13 protein-coding genes are annotated in these 18,229 nt (G+C 44.9%); 10 read left to right on the top strand and 3 right to left on the bottom strand.

Annotated features, from left to right (window positions below):
• Positions 1 to 165 precede the first annotated feature (165 nt).
• Positions 166 to 1,017, bottom strand: a complete 852-nt coding sequence (locus J8L84_RS14725; protein WP_057791191.1) for a MurR/RpiR family transcriptional regulator — start codon at positions 1,015 to 1,017, stop codon at positions 166 to 168.
• Between the two features lie 297 nt (positions 1,018 to 1,314).
• On the opposite strand from J8L84_RS14725, the gene zwf reads away from it, so the two are divergent.
• The 5 genes from zwf to J8L84_RS14700 are packed head-to-tail and all read left to right on the top strand — an operon-like array spanning position 1,315 to position 6,945.
• Positions 1,315 to 2,811 carry a glucose-6-phosphate dehydrogenase gene (zwf, locus tag J8L84_RS14720; protein WP_211071337.1) on the top strand — a complete coding sequence of 499 codons (1,497 nt, stop codon included), beginning with the start codon at positions 1,315 to 1,317 and terminating at the stop codon, positions 2,809 to 2,811.
• Position 2,812: 1 nt separating this feature from the next.
• Positions 2,813 to 3,505: a 6-phosphogluconolactonase gene (pgl, locus tag J8L84_RS14715; protein ID WP_211071336.1), complete on the top strand. Its 693-nt coding sequence runs from the start codon at positions 2,813 to 2,815 to the stop codon at positions 3,503 to 3,505.
• A gap of 9 nt (positions 3,506 to 3,514) precedes the next feature.
• On the top strand, positions 3,515 to 5,344 hold the full coding sequence (gene edd / locus J8L84_RS14710) for a phosphogluconate dehydratase (RefSeq protein ID WP_211071443.1): 1,830 nt from the start codon (positions 3,515 to 3,517) through the stop codon (positions 5,342 to 5,344).
• Positions 5,341 to 6,294 (top strand): glucokinase, encoded by a 954-nt coding sequence (locus J8L84_RS14705; protein ID WP_063456920.1) that lies wholly within the window; start codon positions 5,341 to 5,343, stop codon positions 6,292 to 6,294. The genes edd and J8L84_RS14705 overlap by 4 nt, the downstream gene beginning before the upstream one ends.
• A gap of 3 nt (positions 6,295 to 6,297) precedes the next feature.
• A complete protein-coding gene (locus J8L84_RS14700) occupies positions 6,298 to 6,945 on the top strand; it encodes a bifunctional 4-hydroxy-2-oxoglutarate aldolase/2-dehydro-3-deoxy-phosphogluconate aldolase (RefSeq protein WP_129739037.1) in 648 nt (215 codons plus the stop codon).
• Positions 6,946 to 7,080: 135 nt separating this feature from the next.
• Here the strand turns inward: J8L84_RS14700 and J8L84_RS14695 are convergent, their stop codons facing one another.
• Both J8L84_RS14695 and gap read right to left on the bottom strand, forming a co-directional pair.
• A complete protein-coding gene (locus J8L84_RS14695; protein WP_211071335.1) occupies positions 7,081 to 7,929 on the bottom strand; it encodes a D-hexose-6-phosphate mutarotase in 849 nt (282 codons plus the stop codon).
• Positions 7,930 to 8,121: 192 nt separating this feature from the next.
• A complete protein-coding gene (gene gap, locus J8L84_RS14690) occupies positions 8,122 to 9,117 on the bottom strand; it encodes a type I glyceraldehyde-3-phosphate dehydrogenase (protein WP_062087409.1) in 996 nt (331 codons plus the stop codon).
• Between the two features lie 240 nt (positions 9,118 to 9,357).
• Here gap and malQ point away from each other — a divergent pair, with 240 nt between their 5' ends.
• From malQ to msrB, 5 genes are all read left to right on the top strand, one after another.
• A complete protein-coding gene (gene malQ / locus J8L84_RS14685; protein ID WP_211071334.1) occupies positions 9,358 to 11,553 on the top strand; it encodes a 4-alpha-glucanotransferase in 2,196 nt (731 codons plus the stop codon).
• A gap of 115 nt (positions 11,554 to 11,668) precedes the next feature.
• Positions 11,669 to 13,870: a 1,4-alpha-glucan branching protein GlgB gene (gene glgB / locus J8L84_RS14680; RefSeq protein ID WP_211071333.1), complete on the top strand. Its 2,202-nt coding sequence runs from the start codon at positions 11,669 to 11,671 to the stop codon at positions 13,868 to 13,870.
• Positions 13,871 to 13,878: 8 nt separating this feature from the next.
• Positions 13,879 to 15,966, top strand: a complete 2,088-nt coding sequence (gene glgX, locus J8L84_RS14675; RefSeq protein ID WP_211071332.1) for a glycogen debranching protein GlgX — start codon at positions 13,879 to 13,881, stop codon at positions 15,964 to 15,966.
• Between the two features lie 112 nt (positions 15,967 to 16,078).
• The gene (gene gndA, locus J8L84_RS14670; RefSeq protein WP_057791213.1) at positions 16,079 to 17,632 is read left to right on the top strand and encodes an NADP-dependent phosphogluconate dehydrogenase; all 1,554 of its coding nucleotides are present in this window, start codon (positions 16,079 to 16,081) and stop codon (positions 17,630 to 17,632) included.
• 86 nt (positions 17,633 to 17,718) lie between these two features.
• Complete coding sequence (gene msrB / locus J8L84_RS14665; RefSeq protein WP_013783651.1) at positions 17,719 to 18,117, top strand: peptide-methionine (R)-S-oxide reductase MsrB; 399 nt, start codon at positions 17,719 to 17,721, stop codon at positions 18,115 to 18,117.
• The last annotated feature ends 112 nt before the right edge of the window (positions 18,118 to 18,229 follow it).

Genomic DNA, 18,229 nt, shown 5'->3' with positions numbered 1-18,229 from the left:
TTAACTAGGGTAGCAGGTATGGAGAGAAAATGTGGTTAATTACCGAATAGGGTAGGAAGCTAGTCGCTTAGCGACGTTCTTAAAATGTAACGAATCCGAGTTAGTCTCTTCAGAATGTAGCAGAACATAAAGATAGACTAACTCGAATGCAATAAAGAGAAATGTTTATTCGTTGCGCTTTTCGTAGCGCGAACCGCGCAGGGTGTCTTTCACCCGCTTTAAATTCTCTCTGAATTTGTTACCGCGGCGTAATGTGAACCCTGTAGCGAGCACGTCAATAAGCGTAAGCTGCGCAATACGTGATGCCATTGGCATATACATATCGGTATCTTCCGGTACCTCAAGAGATAATACGTACGTACATTCATGCGACAATGGACTGTCGGCTGAAGTTATACCCACTACCGTTGCATCGTTCATGCGAGCAATTTGTGCAATCTCTACCAAGCTTTTGGTGCGACCCGTATGTGAAATAAGCACCACAACATCGCCAGTCGAACAATTCATGCAACTCATACGCTGCATCAAAATGTCTTCAAAGTAGACAACAGGCACATTGAAACGGAAAAATTTGTTTAATGCATCGTGTGCCACAGAGGCGGATGCGCCAAGCCCAAAAAACGAAATCTTCTGTGCTTGAGTTAACAAATCTACAACGCGATTAACCACTTGCACGTCTACAGACTGTCGCGCAACTTCAAGAGAAGCCATGGTCGATTCGAAGATTTTGTTGGTATAATCTGCTGGCCCATCATTTTCATCAACATGACGGTTTACGTAGGGCGTTCCATTTGCGAGACTTTGTGCTAAATGAAGTTTAAAGTCTGGAAAGCCTTTAGTATCTAAACGTCGACAAAAGCGATTAACTGTCGGCTCACTAACATCCGACATTTTAGCCAAGGTTGCTATACTCGAGTGAATAGCTGTTTGCGGATTCGCAAGGATCACATCAGCCACTTTTCGTTCTGATTTGCTGAATGACGCTTTATTTTGTGTAATTTTTTCTAAAATATTCATACAAAAATGGCAATTAGTAAGGGAAATTTGATGTAGGTTACCCGACTCATAGTACCCAATGTGACGGAAGTGACAAGAAAAATGTAATTTTTTGACATTTTTTATCACTTGCGGGGAACAAAAGGGGGCTGGATAGGGTACTAACCCGTTAATATATAGAAATGAGATTCAATAGTTTCCAAAAGTTGTAATTTTACTACATTTGGTGTTAACTATATGCTAATAACACGTGGATGGCGTTAGAAGGTACGTCTACCTCACGTTAGTTTCACACATACATTTAAAAGGTCGACGAAAATGGTATTGGAAAATTCCTACGAACCCTGTGATTTCGTGCTATTTGGCACATTGGGTGATCTTTCACGACGCAAATTACTGCCGTCTTTATATCAGCTTGAAAAAGCAGAGCTCATTCATCCAGATACAACCATTGTTGGCGTAGCCCGACATGAAATGGAATTAGAAGACTATATTGCCGAAGTCCATACAAACTTAGTAAAGTTTGGCGATAAAGAGCTTTGTGAAGAAACTTGGGAGCGTATGAAAGCCCGTCTTCATTATGCATGCGTCGATATGAAAGATATCGGTAGCTACTGCGTTTTAGAAGATCATGTTGACCCAGCGCGCACCATGGTGTGTTATTTAGCAACACCGCCTTCTATCTATGGTGACATTTGTCGTGGTCTTCACAGCTGCAAAATTATCGATTCAAGTGTACGTGTTGTACTTGAAAAGCCGATTGGTCACGATCTTGAATCGTCAAAAGTGATTAACGAGCAGGTTGCTGAGTACTTCGACGAGAAACAAATTTACCGTATCGATCATTACCTAGGTAAAGAAACCGTACTTAACCTTGTTGCACTTCGTTTTGCTAACTCTATTTTCGCCACCAACTGGGACCATAACTGTATTGACCATGTTCAAATTTCAGTAGCGGAATCAGTCGGTATTGAAGGGCGTTGGGGGTATTTTGATGACGCGGGTCAAATGCGCGACATGGTGCAAAACCACTTACTTCAAATTTTAAGCTTAGTGGCCATGGAGCCTCCAACGACACTAGATGCAGACAGCATTCGTGATGAAAAGCTTAAAGTACTTAAAGCACTGCGCCCGATTAATTCATCGAACATTAGCGATAGCACGGTTCGTGGTCAGTACACCGCAGGTTTTGTGAAAGGTGAAGAAGTTCCAGGCTACTTGGAAGAAGAGGGTGCTAACACCCAAAGTAGAACGGAAACCTTCATTGCAATTAAAGCAGAGATTGATAACTGGCGCTGGGCGGGTGTTCCGTTCTACCTTCGTACGGGTAAACGTATGCCGTCGAAAGTCAGTGAAGTGGTTATCTACTTCAAGCGTCAGCCACATAACTTGTTTGGCGATAGCTTTAAGAACTTGCCGCCAAACAAATTGGTAATTCGACTTCAGCCTGATGAAGGCGTTGAAATTACTGTTATGAACAAAGTCCCGGGCTTAACCAGCTCTGGCTCTATGGATTTACAAAAATCTAAGTTGAACTTGAGCTTCTCTGAAGCCTTTGCCGACGATCGTATTCCTGATGCCTACGAAAAGCTGCTTCTTGAAGTCATGCTAGGCAACCAGGCGCTGTTCGTTCGCCGTGATGAAATTGAACAAGCCTGGACATGGGTTGATTCAATTCTTGAAGCATGGAAATCGTCTAATGAACCACCAGAGCCTTATCAGGCTGGCACGTGGGGACCAGTAGATTCAATTGGCCTTTTGGCACGAGCGAATCGCAGTTGGTACGAAAGCAAAACGGTAAGGAAGAAGAAATAATATGGCTTTAACAACCCTTTCATTTGATACACCCGATGCGCTTACCTCAGCCTTTGCTGAAGACTTGGTTAGCATTCTTAAAACTGGTATTAAAACCCGCGGGCGTGCTTCGCTTGTGGTAAGTGGCGGCAGAACGCCTCTTGCACTTTTTAAGCAGTTGAGCGAAACCGACATAGAGTGGGACAAGGTAGATATTACCCTTGCTGATGAACGTTGGGTGGAAGAAGGTCATGAAGCCAGTAACACCAGCTTAGTTAAAGCGAATCTTATTCAAAATAAAGCCAGTGCAGCGCATTTCGTTGAATTAAAAAGCGATGTTGCTGATGCTAGTGAAGGCGTAAATGCTGCTGAAAAAGCGATTGCAAGTATGTCCCAGCCTTTTGATGCGCTTATTTTAGGCATGGGTGAAGACGGTCATACCGCATCGCTATTCCCCTGTTCTGAACAAGTCAATGATGGCTTGAGCATGAACAGTGGTCGCACATGTATTGCTGTACAACCTACAACTGCACCCCATCAACGTATATCCCTTACGTTGCCGGCGTTGCTAAACAGTCGACATATTTTTCTGCATTTAACCGGTGAAAAGAAAAAGCAGGTACTGCTTGATGCACTGGATAATGCTACCGAAGCGCAAAAGCCCATCACGGCCGTGGTAAACAGAGCCCCGGTAACCTTGATGTGGGCGCCATAGGAGACAATGATGGATTCAAGAATTGCAGAAGTTACGCAGCGTATAATAGAGCGTAGCAAAGACAGCCGTAAGGCATACTTAGAAAAAATTGAACACGCACGCCGCCAAGGTCCTCACCGCGGTGTGTTGTCGTGCGGAAACCTAGCGCACGGTTTTGCAGCGTGTGGAACAGAAGATAAATCTGATCTGCGCTCGATGACAAAAGCAAACGTAGCGATTGTATCTGCTTACAACGACATGCTTTCTGCACACCAGCCTTACGAAACGTATCCTGCGATTATTCGCGATGCAGTTAAAAGTGTAGGCAGTGTGGCTCAGTTTGCTGGCGGTGTTCCCGCTATGTGTGACGGTGTTACTCAGGGTCAAACCGGTATGGATTTGAGCTTGATGAGCCGTGACAACATTGCCCAAGGTGCTGCTATTGCGCTTTCGCACAACATGTTCGACTCAACCCTTATGCTAGGTATTTGCGATAAAATCGTACCTGGATTATTAATGGGTGCGTTAAGCTTTGGTCACTTACCAACGGTATTTGTACCAGCCGGTCCTATGCCTTCAGGCTTACCGAATAAAGAAAAAGCCCGTGTTCGTCAGGAATACGCAGAAGGTAAAGTAGGCCGTGATGCGCTACTTGAAGCTGAATCTCAGTCTTATCACTCTGCGGGTACATGTACTTTCTACGGTACTGCAAACTCTAACCAGTTAGTGGTTGAGATGATGGGCCTTCATTTACCTGGATCTTCGTTTGTAAACCCAGGTACAGAGCTTCGTGATGCCCTAACGAAAGCGGCTTCAATTCAAGCGACACGTATTACTGATTTAGGCGATACATACCGCCCAATCGGTAACATTGTTGACGCTAAAGCTATTGTGAATGGCCTAGTAGGCTTGCTAGCAACAGGTGGTTCAACAAACCACACTATGCACTTAATTGCCGTTGCTCGTTCAGCTGGTTTCATCATTAACTGGGATGATTTCTCAGATATTTCTAATGCTGTGCCATTGATTACTCGTATATACCCTAACGGCTCTGCCGACATTAACCATTTTGTTGCAGCTGGCGGTATGTCATTGCTTATCAAGCAATTGCTAGATGCTGGGTTGTTGCATAATGACGTTAATACCATTTGTGGTGAAGGGCTAGACTTCTACACCAAAGAGCCAATGTTGAAAGACGGTGAACTTGAATGGCGTGACGGTCCTACTGAGTCGTTAGACAAAGAAGTCCTTGCTACGGTAGAAGCACCGTTTAAACCAGATGGCGGATTAAGTGTACTAGAGGGTAACCTTGGTCGCGGTGTAATTAAAACATCAGCGCTTCGCACCCCACATTGCACCATTAAAGCGCCAGCGGTTGTGTTTGAAGATCAGTTCGACTTAGACGCTGCATTTAAAGCGGGTGACCTAGACAAAGACTGCATTGTTGTCGTTCGTTTCCAAGGGCCTTCTGCTATTGGTATGCCAGAACTGCATCGCTTAACACCGCCTCTTGGCGTGTTGCAAGACAAAGGCTTCAATGTGGCCTTGGTTACTGACGGTCGTATGTCTGGTGCCTCAGGTAAAGTACCAGCAGCAATCCATGTTACCCCAGAAGCCTATAAAGGCGGCTTGCTTGCAAAAGTTGAAGCGGGTGATTTGATTGAGCTAAATACAGAAACAGGCGCATTAACCTTGCACGTTGATGAAGCTACCCTTGAAGCCCGTGAAGCGAAACCTGCTGATATTGGTCACCACCACATTGGTATGGGCCGTGAAATGTTTGGCGGCATGCGTGCCATCCTTACTGGCGCTGAAGAAGGTGCATGCTCGTTGTTCTACAACCAGGAGCAGGCGCTATGAGCCAGAAGTTTGTGGCCGATGTAGGGGGCACTAACATTCGCGTTGCTCGGGTTACCGAAACAGGCGTTACCGATATAAAGAAATATATGTGTAATGATTTTGCCAGTATCGACTTGGCAATTTCACAGTATTTTAGTGATATGCCTGAATACCAATTCACCGAAGGGTGTATTGGTATTGCTTGCCCAGTATTGGGCGACCAAGTCGTGATGACTAACCATAGCTGGGCGTTTTCGCAAAACGCGCTACGCTCGCAGTTAAAGTTAGACTCACTGTTCGTGATCAACGACTTTACCGCGGTGGCACATTCACTGCCGGTTCTGAATGACTCACAAGTTGTTCAAATTGGTGATGGCACGGCAAAAGCCGGTGGTAACATTGCGGTATTTGGTCCAGGTACTGGCTTGGGTGTAGAGCATATCACGATGACCTCTACTGGGTGGCAAACCCTAGACGGCGAGGGCGGTCATGTTGACTTCTCTCCTGTTGATGAAACCGATGTTGTGGTATGGCGTCACCTGCAAAAAAGTTTCGGCCGTGCTTCTGCTGAAGAAGTGATGTCTGGCAGGGGATTACATAATATCTATACCGCACTAGCACAAGATGCAGGTAAAGAAGCTACATTCGCTGAACCTGCTCAAATTACAGAAGCCGCATTAGCGGGTACCTGTGATATTGCTGCTGCCACGTTAACGCAGTTCTGCAGAATTATGGGCAGCTTTGCCGGTAATTTGGCGTTAAATATGGCCACAACAGGTGGCATTTTCATCGGCGGTGGTATAGCAAACCGTTTCCCTGAATTCATTCAAAATAGTGACTTTAGAGCCCGTTTCGAAGCAAAAGGGCAGATGAAGCACTATGTGAAAGATATTCCTACTTATTTGATAGCAGAGCCTGATCACGGCTTATTAGGTGCAGCTGCTTATCTTCAACAACATACTGCGAGCTGATTTATGACAAGTAAATGGAAATATTCGCCAGCTGATATCTTTGCTGCTGGCCCTGTTGTACCTGTATTGGTTATCAACGATGTGGAAAAGGCAGTTCCTCTAGCAAAAGCGCTTATGGCCGGCGGTATTAAAGTATTGGAAGTAACCCTTCGTACACCAGCTGCTATTGACGTAATCAAGCGTATTGCTGATGAAGTGCCTGATTCTCTTATTGGTGCTGGGACAGTAACAAACGCACAGCAGCTTAAAGCGGTAATTGAAGCGGGTGCCAAATTTGCAATTAGCCCTGGTATGACAGCTGATTTGTTAAAAGCGGGTATGGAAGCAGAAATTCCACTTATCCCAGGTATTTCTTCAACGTCTGAACTGATGAAAGGGAAAGACGCGGGTTACACCCATATGAAATTCTTCCCAGCTGAAGCATCTGGTGGTGTGAAAGCGATTAAAGCTATCAGTGGTCCATTCCCTGAATTTACATTCTGTCCAACTGGCGGCATTGGCCCAGGTAACTACAATGATTACTTAGCCCTTAAGAATGTGGTTTGTGTTGGTGGTTCTTGGTTAGCGCCAGACGATGCGATTGAGTCAGGTGATTGGGATCGTATTACGCAACTTGCTAAAGAAGCGGTTGCGGGTGCCAACATCAGCTAATTAAAAACATTATAAAAAAGCCCCGGTAATGGTGACTGATATGACGTCATTTATTATCGGGGCTTTTTATTTAAGCCGTTAAACGGCTCGCTAGCGCATTACTTTATTTAAGCCGTTAAACGGCTCGCTAGCGCATTACACAGGCGTTATCGTTTGCACCATGGCATGAGACTCACTTGGCTGTAGTGTCTTGCCTTGGGTGATAGACGACTCTACACACACCATATGTTTATAACCAAACGGATCCATATCAGAAATTGACGCAGCGCCTTGCCATGGGTTCCATACCACCAACGAGTCATGACCTTTTGAGCCAACATCGGTAAAAGGGGTATCGTTTACCACAATAGACGCCTTTTCTACCGCGCTCATATGAATACGGTCGGTTTCACCGGTAAAAGTATAATTTTCAGGTGTGGGTTTTATCGCCCAGTCATCCAGTTTATCTTTATAGTCACCGGTTATACCGTCAAGGCGAACCGCTTGAATATGATCAACATGAAAGTAACTGTGTAACGCGCAGTTGTAAGTAAAAGGCACTACGCCTGTGTTTTCTGTAATTAACGATACGGTGAGGGCGTCACCTACAGTAATTGATAGGGTAACTGCACAGTCATGTTCAAAGCCTTCCGCTCGCGTGAAGGAAGGGGTAAGTGTAATATGCGTGCCAGTTTCATCTTCGCTTGATGATGTTAATTGCCACACTTGTGTACGCAAAAAACCATGGGCAGGCAGCTCACCTTTCGCTTTGCCATGATCGTCACTAAACCATGGCCAACACACAGGTATTCCACCGCGTATAGGGCGTTCACCGTTAAGGTAGGCATGGGGGCTGACCCATAAGCGTTCTTGCCCATCTTTTTTTGGAATAAAAGATAAAACATGTCCGCCAAATAAACTGATTTTTGCTGACCCGAGGTGGTTATCTACCTCTAAAAACGTCAATCCGTTTGATTCGCTTACTTGCAATGATTCTGTTGACATAAATCCTCCATGAAGCAACGTGTTGATTGTACCGTTGTCGAGATTTCCACAAGGTCTCGCATTCCCATTTAATAATGGCTTATTGTGCTATGAAAACAAAAAAGGTGCGAATAGTATTCGCACCTTTTTTTCAGTCTATTAACAATGTCTTCAATAACTGAGCAACCGAGTTGCCGTTATTGATAAACTTGATTACTTAGAAATGTGAGCAACCAAGTCTAGAACTTTGTTTGAATAGCCCCATTCGTTGTCGTACCAAGAGATAACTTTTACGAATGTGTCGGTAAGTGCAATACCCGCTGTTGCATCAAAAATTGACGTATTAGCGTTGCCGATAAAGTCATTTGATACTACTGCGTCTTCAGTGTAGCTCATGATACCTTTAAGCTCGCCTTCAGACGCTTCTTTCATAGCCGCACAAATAGCGTCGTAGCTAGTTGGTGTAGCTAGGTTAACAGTAAGGTCAACCACTGAAACGTTTGGCGTAGGAACGCGGAAAGCCATACCCGTTAATTTGCCGTTAAGCGCAGGAATAACTTTACCTACAGCTTTAGCTGCGCCAGTAGACGATGGAATGATGTTTTGGCCAGCGCCACGACCACCGCGCCAGTCTTTCATAGAAGGACCGTCAACCGTTTTCTGTGTAGCTGTCGTTGCGTGAACTGTTGTCATTAGGCCGTCTACAATACCGAACTTATCGTTAAGTACTTTAGCAAGAGGCGCTAGACAGTTAGTTGTGCACGATGCATTTGAAACAATAGTTTCGCCTGCGTAGCTTTCATCGTTAACACCCATAACGAACATAGGGGTATCATCTTTAGAAGGTGCAGACATAACCACTTTCTTCGCACCCGCTTCGATGTGCTTAGCGGCAGTTTCTTTTGTTAAGAACAGACCCGTTGACTCAACTACCACGTCTACATCTACTTCATTCCATTTAAGGTCTGAAGGATCTCTTTCAGAGGTGATGCGAATAGTTTTACCATTTACAACTAAGTCGTTGTTGTCTACTTTAACTTCACCGTCGAATAAACCGTGCGTTGAATCGTATTTTAATAAGTAGGCAATGTAATCTGTATCTAATAAGTCGTTAATAGCAACTACTTCGATGTCTTCACGGGCAGCAGCCGCACGCATTACTAAGCGACCAATGCGACCAAAACCGTTAATACCGATGCGAATTGTCATGACGTACCTCGATTATTTTTGAATATGAAAATAAATTACGTAAAGTATGGATCAAAATGCCATAATTGGCAAAACAAAAACGCTAAACTGTTGGAAAATTACGAACAACAGCTTATGCAATCGTATTCAGTTTTCATAGCGCGACTGTTTCTAGAATAATGTTAATATTTTGTACGTATAAGCAAATTTGCTTAGTGCAAATCAAGCGTGCCTCTCACAGGAATACAGGAACAAGTTACGATGACACAAGATCTTCTGCAACAACTGGTTGAAATGCGTGGAATAGAGACTCAATACGTCGACGCATGGGGCAAACCAGCAACCATCGCAGAGTCAAGTAAGGCAAAATTACTTAACGTGCTGGGTTATGACACCGCCAGTGAAGAAAAGATTCAGTCGCAAATTATAGACGACATTAGCTCAGTATGGTTATCTCCTTTGAACCCTGTTCAAGTGGTTCGTAGCGATGAAGCTATTGTTATCGTTGTGCGCCTACCTATAGAGCTTGTAAACGATGAGCATGTGATTACAGTTCACTGTGAAAACGGAAAAATTGAAAAACATACGTTTACACCGGTAGACCAAGAAATGACGACCATGGCGCACATCGACGAGGTGGAGTTCCATGAGTATGTAGTGTCGTTGCCACTTAACTTACCGCTTGGTTATCACACCATAGCGTTAAGTGCGGACGATGATCAGTTTGCAGAGTCTCGCATTATTGTTGCACCAAAAGCCTGCTATACCCCAGAGCCTATTGCGGCTGGCAAAAAGATTTGGGGATTGAGCGTGCAGCTTTATTGTGTGCGTAGTGAGAAAAACTGGGGAATAGGGGATTTCACCGACCTTGCAACGCTAATTGAAAAAGCAGCTGGCGTAGGGGCAGATTTCATCGGGCTTAATCCTATTCATGCACTTTATCCTGCCAATCCAGACGCGTGTTCTCCCTATGGTCCTAGTTCTCGCCGCTGGCTAAACTACTTGTACATTGATGCTTCTGCTATTGAAGGTTTTGATGACGAAAGTGTTCAGGCCGTTGTGAATGCTGAAGCGTTCCAAAACACGCTGACCCATGCCCGTGAAACAGAACACGTAGACTATGAGGCTGTCGCGCATATTAAATTGGCAGCGCTTAAAGCGGTGTTTGATGTTTACGATGCTCGCCATCTTCGTAAAAATACCAAGCAAAATAAAGCATTCAAAGCGTTTGTTGCCGAAGGCGGTGAAAGCTTAGATATGCTAGCGGTATACGATGCGCTTCAATCTCACCTTAAAGCGAAAGGAAAAGACTGTTGGGGATGGCCTGTATTCCCTGAAGAATACAAAGATTACCATAACCCCGCCGTCGCGAAATTTAAAAAAGCCAATGCTAGCGAAGTTAAATTCTACCTATTCTTGCAATGGATAGCGGCGCAACAGCTAGAAGCGGCAAGCAGCAAAGCCACTGACTGTGGTATGACAATTGGTTTATATCGAGATCTTGCTGTAGGAGTAAGTGAAGGTAGCGCTGAAATTTGGGGCAACAAAGATTTATACTGCACTGATGCAAGCGTAGGAGCTCCGCCTGATATCTTAGGGCCGTTGGGGCAAAACTGGGGTCTTCCTCCAATGGATCCTCGCAAGCTTTATGAACAAGCTTACCAACCTATCATCGACTTATTTTCAGCCAATATGGCGTCGTCAGGCTCGCTTCGTATTGACCACGTAATGGCTCTGCTACGTTTGTGGTGGGTAGTGAAAGGTGATGATGCGAAAGAGGGCGGTTATGTATATTACCCGGTTGATGATTTGTTGGGTATCTTAGCCCTTGAAAGTCATCGTAACCAAAGCTTAGTTATCGGCGAAGATTTAGGCACCGTGCCTGAAGAAATTCGCAGTAAGTTGGCAGACAATGGTGTGTACTCATACCGAGTTTTCTTCTTTGAGCAAGCAGAAGACGGTGGTTTCTTCTCGCCAAGCCATTACCCTGTGCAGTCTATGTCTACGCTTACCACGCACGACATGCCTACACTTATTGGCTACTGGCACTGTTTAGATTTGGCGCTAGGTAAAGACATTGGCCTTTACCCTACAGAGGAAATTCTGCAAACCCTTTATACCGACCGTCACGCGAATAAACAGTCTATATTAGACTCGCTACATGGCCATCACTCGGTAGCAGATAATGTGGGTAGAGATGTTAACGCTACTGGCATGACAGCGGAACTTAGTAAAGGTATGCAAGTGCATATGGCTGGCGGCTCAAGTGCTTTATTAAGCTTACAGTTAGAAGATTGGTTACAAATGGACAAGCCAGTGAATATTCCAGGTACTTTCAACGAGTACCCTAACTGGCGTAGAAAGCTGACCAAGAATATTGAGGCTATTTTCGAGACTCATGATATAACAGAGTTGGCAGCTCAATTAACGCAAGCACGTAAACAAGCCGGTGCTTAAGTTATAGTTTTCATTTTTTAAAAATGAATATGTTGGCGTGCAAATACGCACGCCTTTGCCTAATATTAGGGCAGTAAACCCGCGTTTTCTTGCGGGTTTTTAATAGGAGTAGCAGATGCAGGTAACGCGGATAAAACAGATAGCGCAGCAATTAGAACATGCAACATGTTCTCAGCCGTTTTCCGTTCTTGGGCCAATTGAAACAGGAAGTAAAACTAAGATTCGAGTATGGCGTCCAGACGCTTCATCCATCGAAATAAGTTGGCCAGATACCGCATTGCCAAAGGTTATGCTGAAACCGCTCAACGAAGCTGGTTTATTTGAAGGTGAAATCACAAAGGCCCAAAGCGCGCAGGTTTACTCGGTGACTATCACCACTAAAGCGGATAGCTATACCTATTGTGACCCTTATCAATTCGCTGAAAATGCTTATCATGCTGTACATTACATCGACAGCAAACCAGAGAATTTGTATCACCAAGCCGGTGCACAGCTTATTACCGTTACGCCTGATGAAGGCGAAGCACTCGCTGCCACCCGTTTTTGCGTTTACGCACCAAACGCCTCGTCAGTTTCATTAATCGGTGACTTCAACCAATGGGACGGGCGCTTACACCCTATGGAAAAAACCTCACTGGGGTATTGGGTATTAGTGGTTCCAAACTTAGGCGAAGGCGAACGCTACAAATACCAAATTAAAGATGCTCATGGACATGAATTACCGCACAAAACCGACCCACTAGGGTTTAGCGCAGAGCAGTATCCTTCTCACGCATCAAAGATATTTAACCACGATAAGTATCAATGGAACGACGATGCATGGCTTGCATCTCGTAAACAAAATAAATACGCGAACCCCATGAGTATTTACGAAGTGCACCTAGGCTCGTGGAAACGCCCTGGTGCAGACAGTGGCCAGCGTTATTTAACTTACGAAGAATTGGCCGAAGACCTCATTCCTTACGCAAAAGAGATGGGCTATACCCACCTTGAGCTATTACCCGTTTCAGAGTTTCCGTTTGATGGGTCGTGGGGATATCAGCCGGTTGGCATGTTTGCGCCAACCAGCCGTTTTGGTAACCCAGATGCCTTTAAATACTTTGTCGATAAATGCCACCAAGCTGAATTAGGGGTAATTATTGATTGGGTACCTGCACACTTCCCAGAAGACGGCCATGGTCTTGCTCGCTTTGATGGCAGCCATGTTTATGAATATGAAGATCCAAGACGCGGTTGGCATCCTGATTGGAATTCATGCATCTATGATTTTGGTAAACAAACCGTTCGCCAGTTTCTCGTCGCCAATGCATTATTCTGGTTAGACAAGTTCCATGTAGATGGATTAAGAGTAGACGCTGTTGCCTCTATGCTTTATCTCGACTACTCCCGCAATGAAGGCGAGTGGATACCGAATGTCGACGGTGGAAACGAGAATTACGAAGCTATCAGCCTGCTGCGTTGGATGAATGAAGAAGTGTATAAGCACTACCCTGATGCAATGACTATCGCCGAAGAGTCGACTTCTTTTCCGGGAGTGTCACGACCGGTGTTTGAAGGCGGATTAGGTTTTGGCTTTAAATGGAATATGGGGTGGATGCACGATTCTTTAACCTATATTGCTAAAGATCCTGCCTACCGTAATTATCACCATGGCGAAATTACTTTCAGCATGGTTTACGCGTTTGACGAAAACTTTGTTCTGCCAATATCTCACGATGAAGTGGTACACGGTAAAGGTAGCTTATTACACAAAATGCCCGGAGACGAATGGCAGCAGGCGGCTAACTTGCGTTGTTATGCTGGCTTTATGTTTGGTCACCCAGGTAAGAAATTAAGCTTCATGGGCAATGAATTTGCACAAAGTAAAGAATGGAACCATGACACCAGTTTAGATTGGCACCTTCTTGAGCATAAAAAGCACAAGGGTATCCAAAGCTTGTATAAGGCCTTGAATCAGTTTTATACCCACACCCCTGCCATGTACGAACAAGATCACAGTCATAATGGTTTTGCATGGATTGACCATGAAAATGCAGACCAAAGTGTGGTGTCTTTTGTGCGCACGTCTTTAGATGGTAAGCAAAAAGTATATGTGATTTGTAACTTTACGCCTATTCCTAGAGAACATTACCGCGTAGGTGTAGATGGGGCAGGTGAGTTGGCGCTTGCACTAAATACAGATAGTCAGGTATTTTGGGGTAGCGATTATCCTGTGGACGGCCATGTAACGCCTACTCCGATAGCATGGAATAACCGAGACCACTCAGTTAGTATTAATTTACCCCCATTATCTACCGTATTTTACATTACGAAATAGGAATTACGTTGGACGCGAAACAGAACGTCACAGAGACAAGCCATGTTTTATTGGGTGAAGCGTTTCCATTAGGTGCTACGCCGTATGATGATGGGTGCAATTTCGCTGTTTATGCGCCAGATGCGAAAGCGGTGGCGTTATGTCTCTTTCACAACGATACCGAAGAGCCTATGGAAGAAATATTGCTGCCTGAAAAAAGCGGTGATATTTGGCATGGCTTCTTTCCCAATGTAAAAGCAGGCCATTTATATGGTTACCGTGTAGAGCGTGGGGAAGGGCAACTTCACGGCGTGCCTACCGATAAACTACTTATCGACCCTTATGCGAAAAAACTCAGTAGACCCATTCATTGGGATGCAAGGCAATATAAATTCGACTCGCAATTTATGGTGCCAAAGTGCGTGGTGGTGGCTGACGCCGATTACCCTGAAAGTGCTATTCGCAAGGTAGATATCCCAAAACACAAACGTATTGTTTATGAAGCGCATGTAAAAGGGTTAACAAAGTTACACCCCGATGTGCCAAAAGAACACAGAGGCAAATACCTTGGGGCAAGCCATCCTGCGGTTATTGCCCACTTAAAAGCACTGGGCATAACCACGGTTCAGTTCATGCCAATGTGTTCGTTTATGCCAGAGCCTTACATTACGGAAAAAGGGTTAACGAACTACTGGGGCTACAACCCCGTTAACTTTTTCGCACCTGAACCTCGCTATGCCAGCAAAGATGCGTTGGCCGAAATTAAGCATATGGTTGATGAATACCATAAAGCGGGGCTTGAGGTGATTGTCGATGTAGTTTACAACCACACGGCAGAGGGCGGTAAAGGCGGCCCTATTTTGTCGTATAAAGGTTTCTGCCCCTACCAAGCGTATTTGTTAGAGCAAACTAAGCGGGGAGAGTTGGTTTATTCGAATCACTCTGGCTGCGGTAATACAGTACACACTTCTCATCCTTACATGATGACCCTCATTTTAGACGCCATGCGTTTCTGGGCAACCACTATCGGGGTAGATGGCTTTCGTTTTGACTTGGCGGTTACCCTAGGGCGCGAGCCTCAAGCCTACAACAAATATGCGGGGCTAATTCGTGCCATCGGACAAGACCCGGTTTTAAAGCAAACTGTATTACTGGCCGAGCCTTGGGACATTGGGCTTGGTGGTTATCAGGTGGGTAACTTCCCTACGCCTTGGCTTGAAGTGAATGATAAGTACCGAGACACGGCGCGGGCATTTTGGCGCGGTGATGAAGGTTTAGCAGCCGATTTTGCTACTCGCTTTATGGGGTCTCGCGATTTATTTCATAAAGGCTACCGTCATATTTCCACATCGGTAAATAACATTACCTATCACGATGGTTTTACGCTGCATGATTTAGTGAGTTATGCCGATAGGCATAATTTGGCTAACTTGGAAGAAAATCGAGATGGCCACGGGCATAACTTATCGGCTAACTATGGCGCTGAAGGTGAAACCCAAGATAAAAACATATTAGCGCTACGTGAGCGGCAAAAGCGGAATTTATTCGCCACACTTATTTTCTCGCAAGGCACGCCGCATATTTTAGGTGGCGACGAGCTAAGTCGTACGCAAAACGGTAACAACAACGCCTATTGCCAGGATAATCCAATTAGTTGGACGCAATGGGAAATGAACAAGCGTCAACAAGATTTCCTTAGTTTTTGTCAGTATGTTATTCGCCTAAAACAAGGCTCTACCTTGTTAAGCGAGATAAAACTAGAGGATGACCCTTACTCGTTATCCAAAAATGTCAGCCAAATTAATTGGTTCAAACCTGATGGCACCGATAAAGCGTCTGAAGATTGGAACGCGGCACACAACAAAGCTTTTGGTGTCGAAATCAGAGGGTGCGCGGTGGGTGAGCAAACCCCAGAACATTGGTTTATGTGTGTAAACGCCAGTGACAACGACGTGAGATTTAATTTGCCAAGTTTGTCACCGAAAGGAGGGTGGACGTTGCATTTAGATACTCGTTACGCCTCACTTAGCGAGCAACCTAAAATCTGTATTCAAAAGGTCTTTTTACAAGCGGGTAAGTCTCTTACCTTGTTTAGTTTTAACGAATTTACCTCGTAAGCTTTACCTCTGACGAAAAAAATAGCATACCGAACGGATATCGGCACGGTATGCTGTTCTTTATTGGTACAGGTGGTATTATGCTCTCCCATCTGAATGTGAGGGTTTTTCTATGCAAAATGAAGGTGGAAGTAAGCACGCCACAACAGCGTGTGATATTGGTTTTATCGGTTTAGGCGTAATGGGTAATAACCTTACAATGAACTTGGTAGACCATGGTTATCGAGTAGCATGTTTCGATTTAGATCAGCACAAGGTTGATGCGATTCTTGCAAAAGACGCCAGTGAGCGAGATGCCAACGCTGAACCTCGCGTAGAAGGTTGTAGCTCTTACACCGAATTACTTAGCAAACTAAAAGCCCCTCATCTTATTATTCTTTCTGTTCCAGCTGGCGACCCTGTCGACCACGTGTGCAATCATCTTATTGATGCGGGTATTCATGCCGACGATATCGTGGTTGATACTGGCAATAGCTTGTGGACAGACTCCGTTGCTCGCGAAGAGCAATACAAAGGCAAGTTTATCTTCTTTTCTACTGCTGTTTCTGGTGGTGAAGTAGGGGCACGCTTTGGGCCATCATTAATGCCATCAGGTAACCCTTATGCGTGGACCCGTATTGAACCTGTACTTAAAGCAATTGCCGCGAAGGTAGACCCAGAAACGGGTAAACCTCTCGAGAGTTTCGTGCCAGGTAAACCTATATTAGAAGGTGAACCTTGTGCTACCTATATTGGCCCAGTTGGCGCAGGCCATTATGTGAAAATGGTGCATAACGGTATTGAATACGCCGATATGCAGCTAATTTGTGAAACCTATCATGTGATGCGCGAAGCATTGCAAATGTCGCCTTCTGACATTGCAGCCGTATTTAGACGCTGGAATGAAGGTAAGCTAAATAGCTACCTGATGGAAATTAGCGCTGAAGTGCTAGACCAACTCGACCCTGATACCCAGCAGCCTCTTGTTGACGTAATTCTTGATAGAGCAGGGCAAAAAGGCACTGGCCTTTGGACTGCGGTAAGTGCATTGCAAGTGGGTAGCCCAGCTCAAACCATTACGTCTGCCGTTTTTGCGCGCAGCATTTCTAGTTTGAAAGATGAGCGTGTGGCAGCAAGTAAGGTGCTTAGTGGCCCTGAACCTGTTGTTCATTCTGATGAGCAAAAAGAAGACATCATTAATAAACTAGAGCAAGCGTTATACTGCTCTAAAATTTGTGCTTATGCGCAAGGCTTCCAGCTAATGGCTATTGCTGCCAAAGAACACGGTTGGCAGTTAGAGTTTGGTGAAATTGCCAAGATTTGGCGTGCAGGCTGTATTATCCGCGCGGTGTTCTTGCAGTCTATCTCTAAGGCATACGAAAACAACGAAGAGTTGTCGAACTTGCTGATGGACCCTTTCTTTGCCAATCAAATTTCTGAGTTCCAATCTGATTGGCGTCAGTCAATTGCGCAAGCCACTATTGCTGGTGTGCCGTGCCCCGCTATGATGTCATCGTTAAGCTATTATGATTCATACCGCACTGCAGTATTACCGGCTAACTTGCTACAAGGTCAACGAGACTTTTTCGGTGCCCATACATACCAACGTGTAGATAAGCCTGCGGGTAAAAAGTATCACTTAGAATGGAGTGATCCCCAACGTCCGCAAACTTCTATAAAGCGCTAACACGGTCCCTGTACCAAATTGAAAGGTGTGCCAGGTTCTATTGGCGCACCTTTTTTCTTTTTGAGGGTTAAATTTTAGGAGAAACTATGTCTGAGCAAAAATGGCAAGAAACGCTGTCTGAAGAAGAATACCGAGTGTGCCGCAATGCCGGGACAGAGCGACCTTTTACTGGGGCATTGTTAGATGAAGCCCGGGAAGGAACCTATGTTTGTAAGTGCTGTGGTGCTGATTTGTTTTCATCACAAACCAAGTTTGATGCTGGTTGTGGTTGGCCCTCTTTCTTTCAACAACTTGAAAACGATAACGTTGGCTATCGAGACGATAATACCCATGGTATGCATCGCGTAGAGATTTTCTGTAAACAATGTGATTCCCATTTAGGGCATGTGTTTCCAGACGGGCCAGAGCCAAGCGGGCAGCGCTATTGTGTAAATTCAATTTCACTGACGTTTAAAGGCAATGGTGATGTTGTGGTAAAAGGCTAGGCATAAGCGCCGTAGCGAATACATTGAGTAAGTGATTTTCACAAGGTAAACAGTCGAACAAAAAATATACAGTTGTGATTGCCTTGATGTTAGAAATAAAAAAATCCGCCTC

Origin of the sequence: Alteromonas sp. MMG017, assembly GCF_018100795.1 — a bacterium.
Classification (GTDB): domain Bacteria; phylum Pseudomonadota; class Gammaproteobacteria; order Enterobacterales; family Alteromonadaceae; genus Alteromonas.
Note: the sequence above shows the minus strand (reverse complement) of the source record. Positions and strands in the feature narration are given on the sequence as shown.

Bases quoted from the DNA above. Each gene is read 5' to 3' on its own strand.
- J8L84_RS14700 (WP_129739037.1), top strand. From the start codon at position 6,298: ATGACAAGTAAATGGAAATATTCGCCAGCTGATATCTTTGCTGCTGGC.
- gndA (WP_057791213.1), top strand. From the start codon at position 16,079: ATGCAAAATGAAGGTGGAAGTAAGCACGCCACAACAGCGTGTGATATT.
- J8L84_RS14725 (WP_057791191.1), bottom strand. From the start codon at position 1,017: ATGAATATTTTAGAAAAAATTACACAAAATAAAGCGTCATTCAGCAAA.
- gap (WP_062087409.1), bottom strand. From the start codon at position 9,117: ATGACAATTCGCATCGGTATTAACGGTTTTGGTCGCATTGGTCGCTTA.
- zwf (WP_211071337.1), top strand. From the start codon at position 1,315: ATGGTATTGGAAAATTCCTACGAACCCTGTGATTTCGTGCTATTTGGC.
- edd (WP_211071443.1), top strand. From the start codon at position 3,515: ATGGATTCAAGAATTGCAGAAGTTACGCAGCGTATAATAGAGCGTAGC.
- glgB (WP_211071333.1), top strand. From the start codon at position 11,669: ATGCAGGTAACGCGGATAAAACAGATAGCGCAGCAATTAGAACATGCA.
- malQ (WP_211071334.1), top strand. From the start codon at position 9,358: ATGACACAAGATCTTCTGCAACAACTGGTTGAAATGCGTGGAATAGAG.
- J8L84_RS14705 (WP_063456920.1), top strand. From the start codon at position 5,341: ATGAGCCAGAAGTTTGTGGCCGATGTAGGGGGCACTAACATTCGCGTT.
- pgl (WP_211071336.1), top strand. From the start codon at position 2,813: ATGGCTTTAACAACCCTTTCATTTGATACACCCGATGCGCTTACCTCA.
- msrB (WP_013783651.1), top strand. From the start codon at position 17,719: ATGTCTGAGCAAAAATGGCAAGAAACGCTGTCTGAAGAAGAATACCGA.
- J8L84_RS14695 (WP_211071335.1), bottom strand. From the start codon at position 7,929: ATGTCAACAGAATCATTGCAAGTAAGCGAATCAAACGGATTGACGTTT.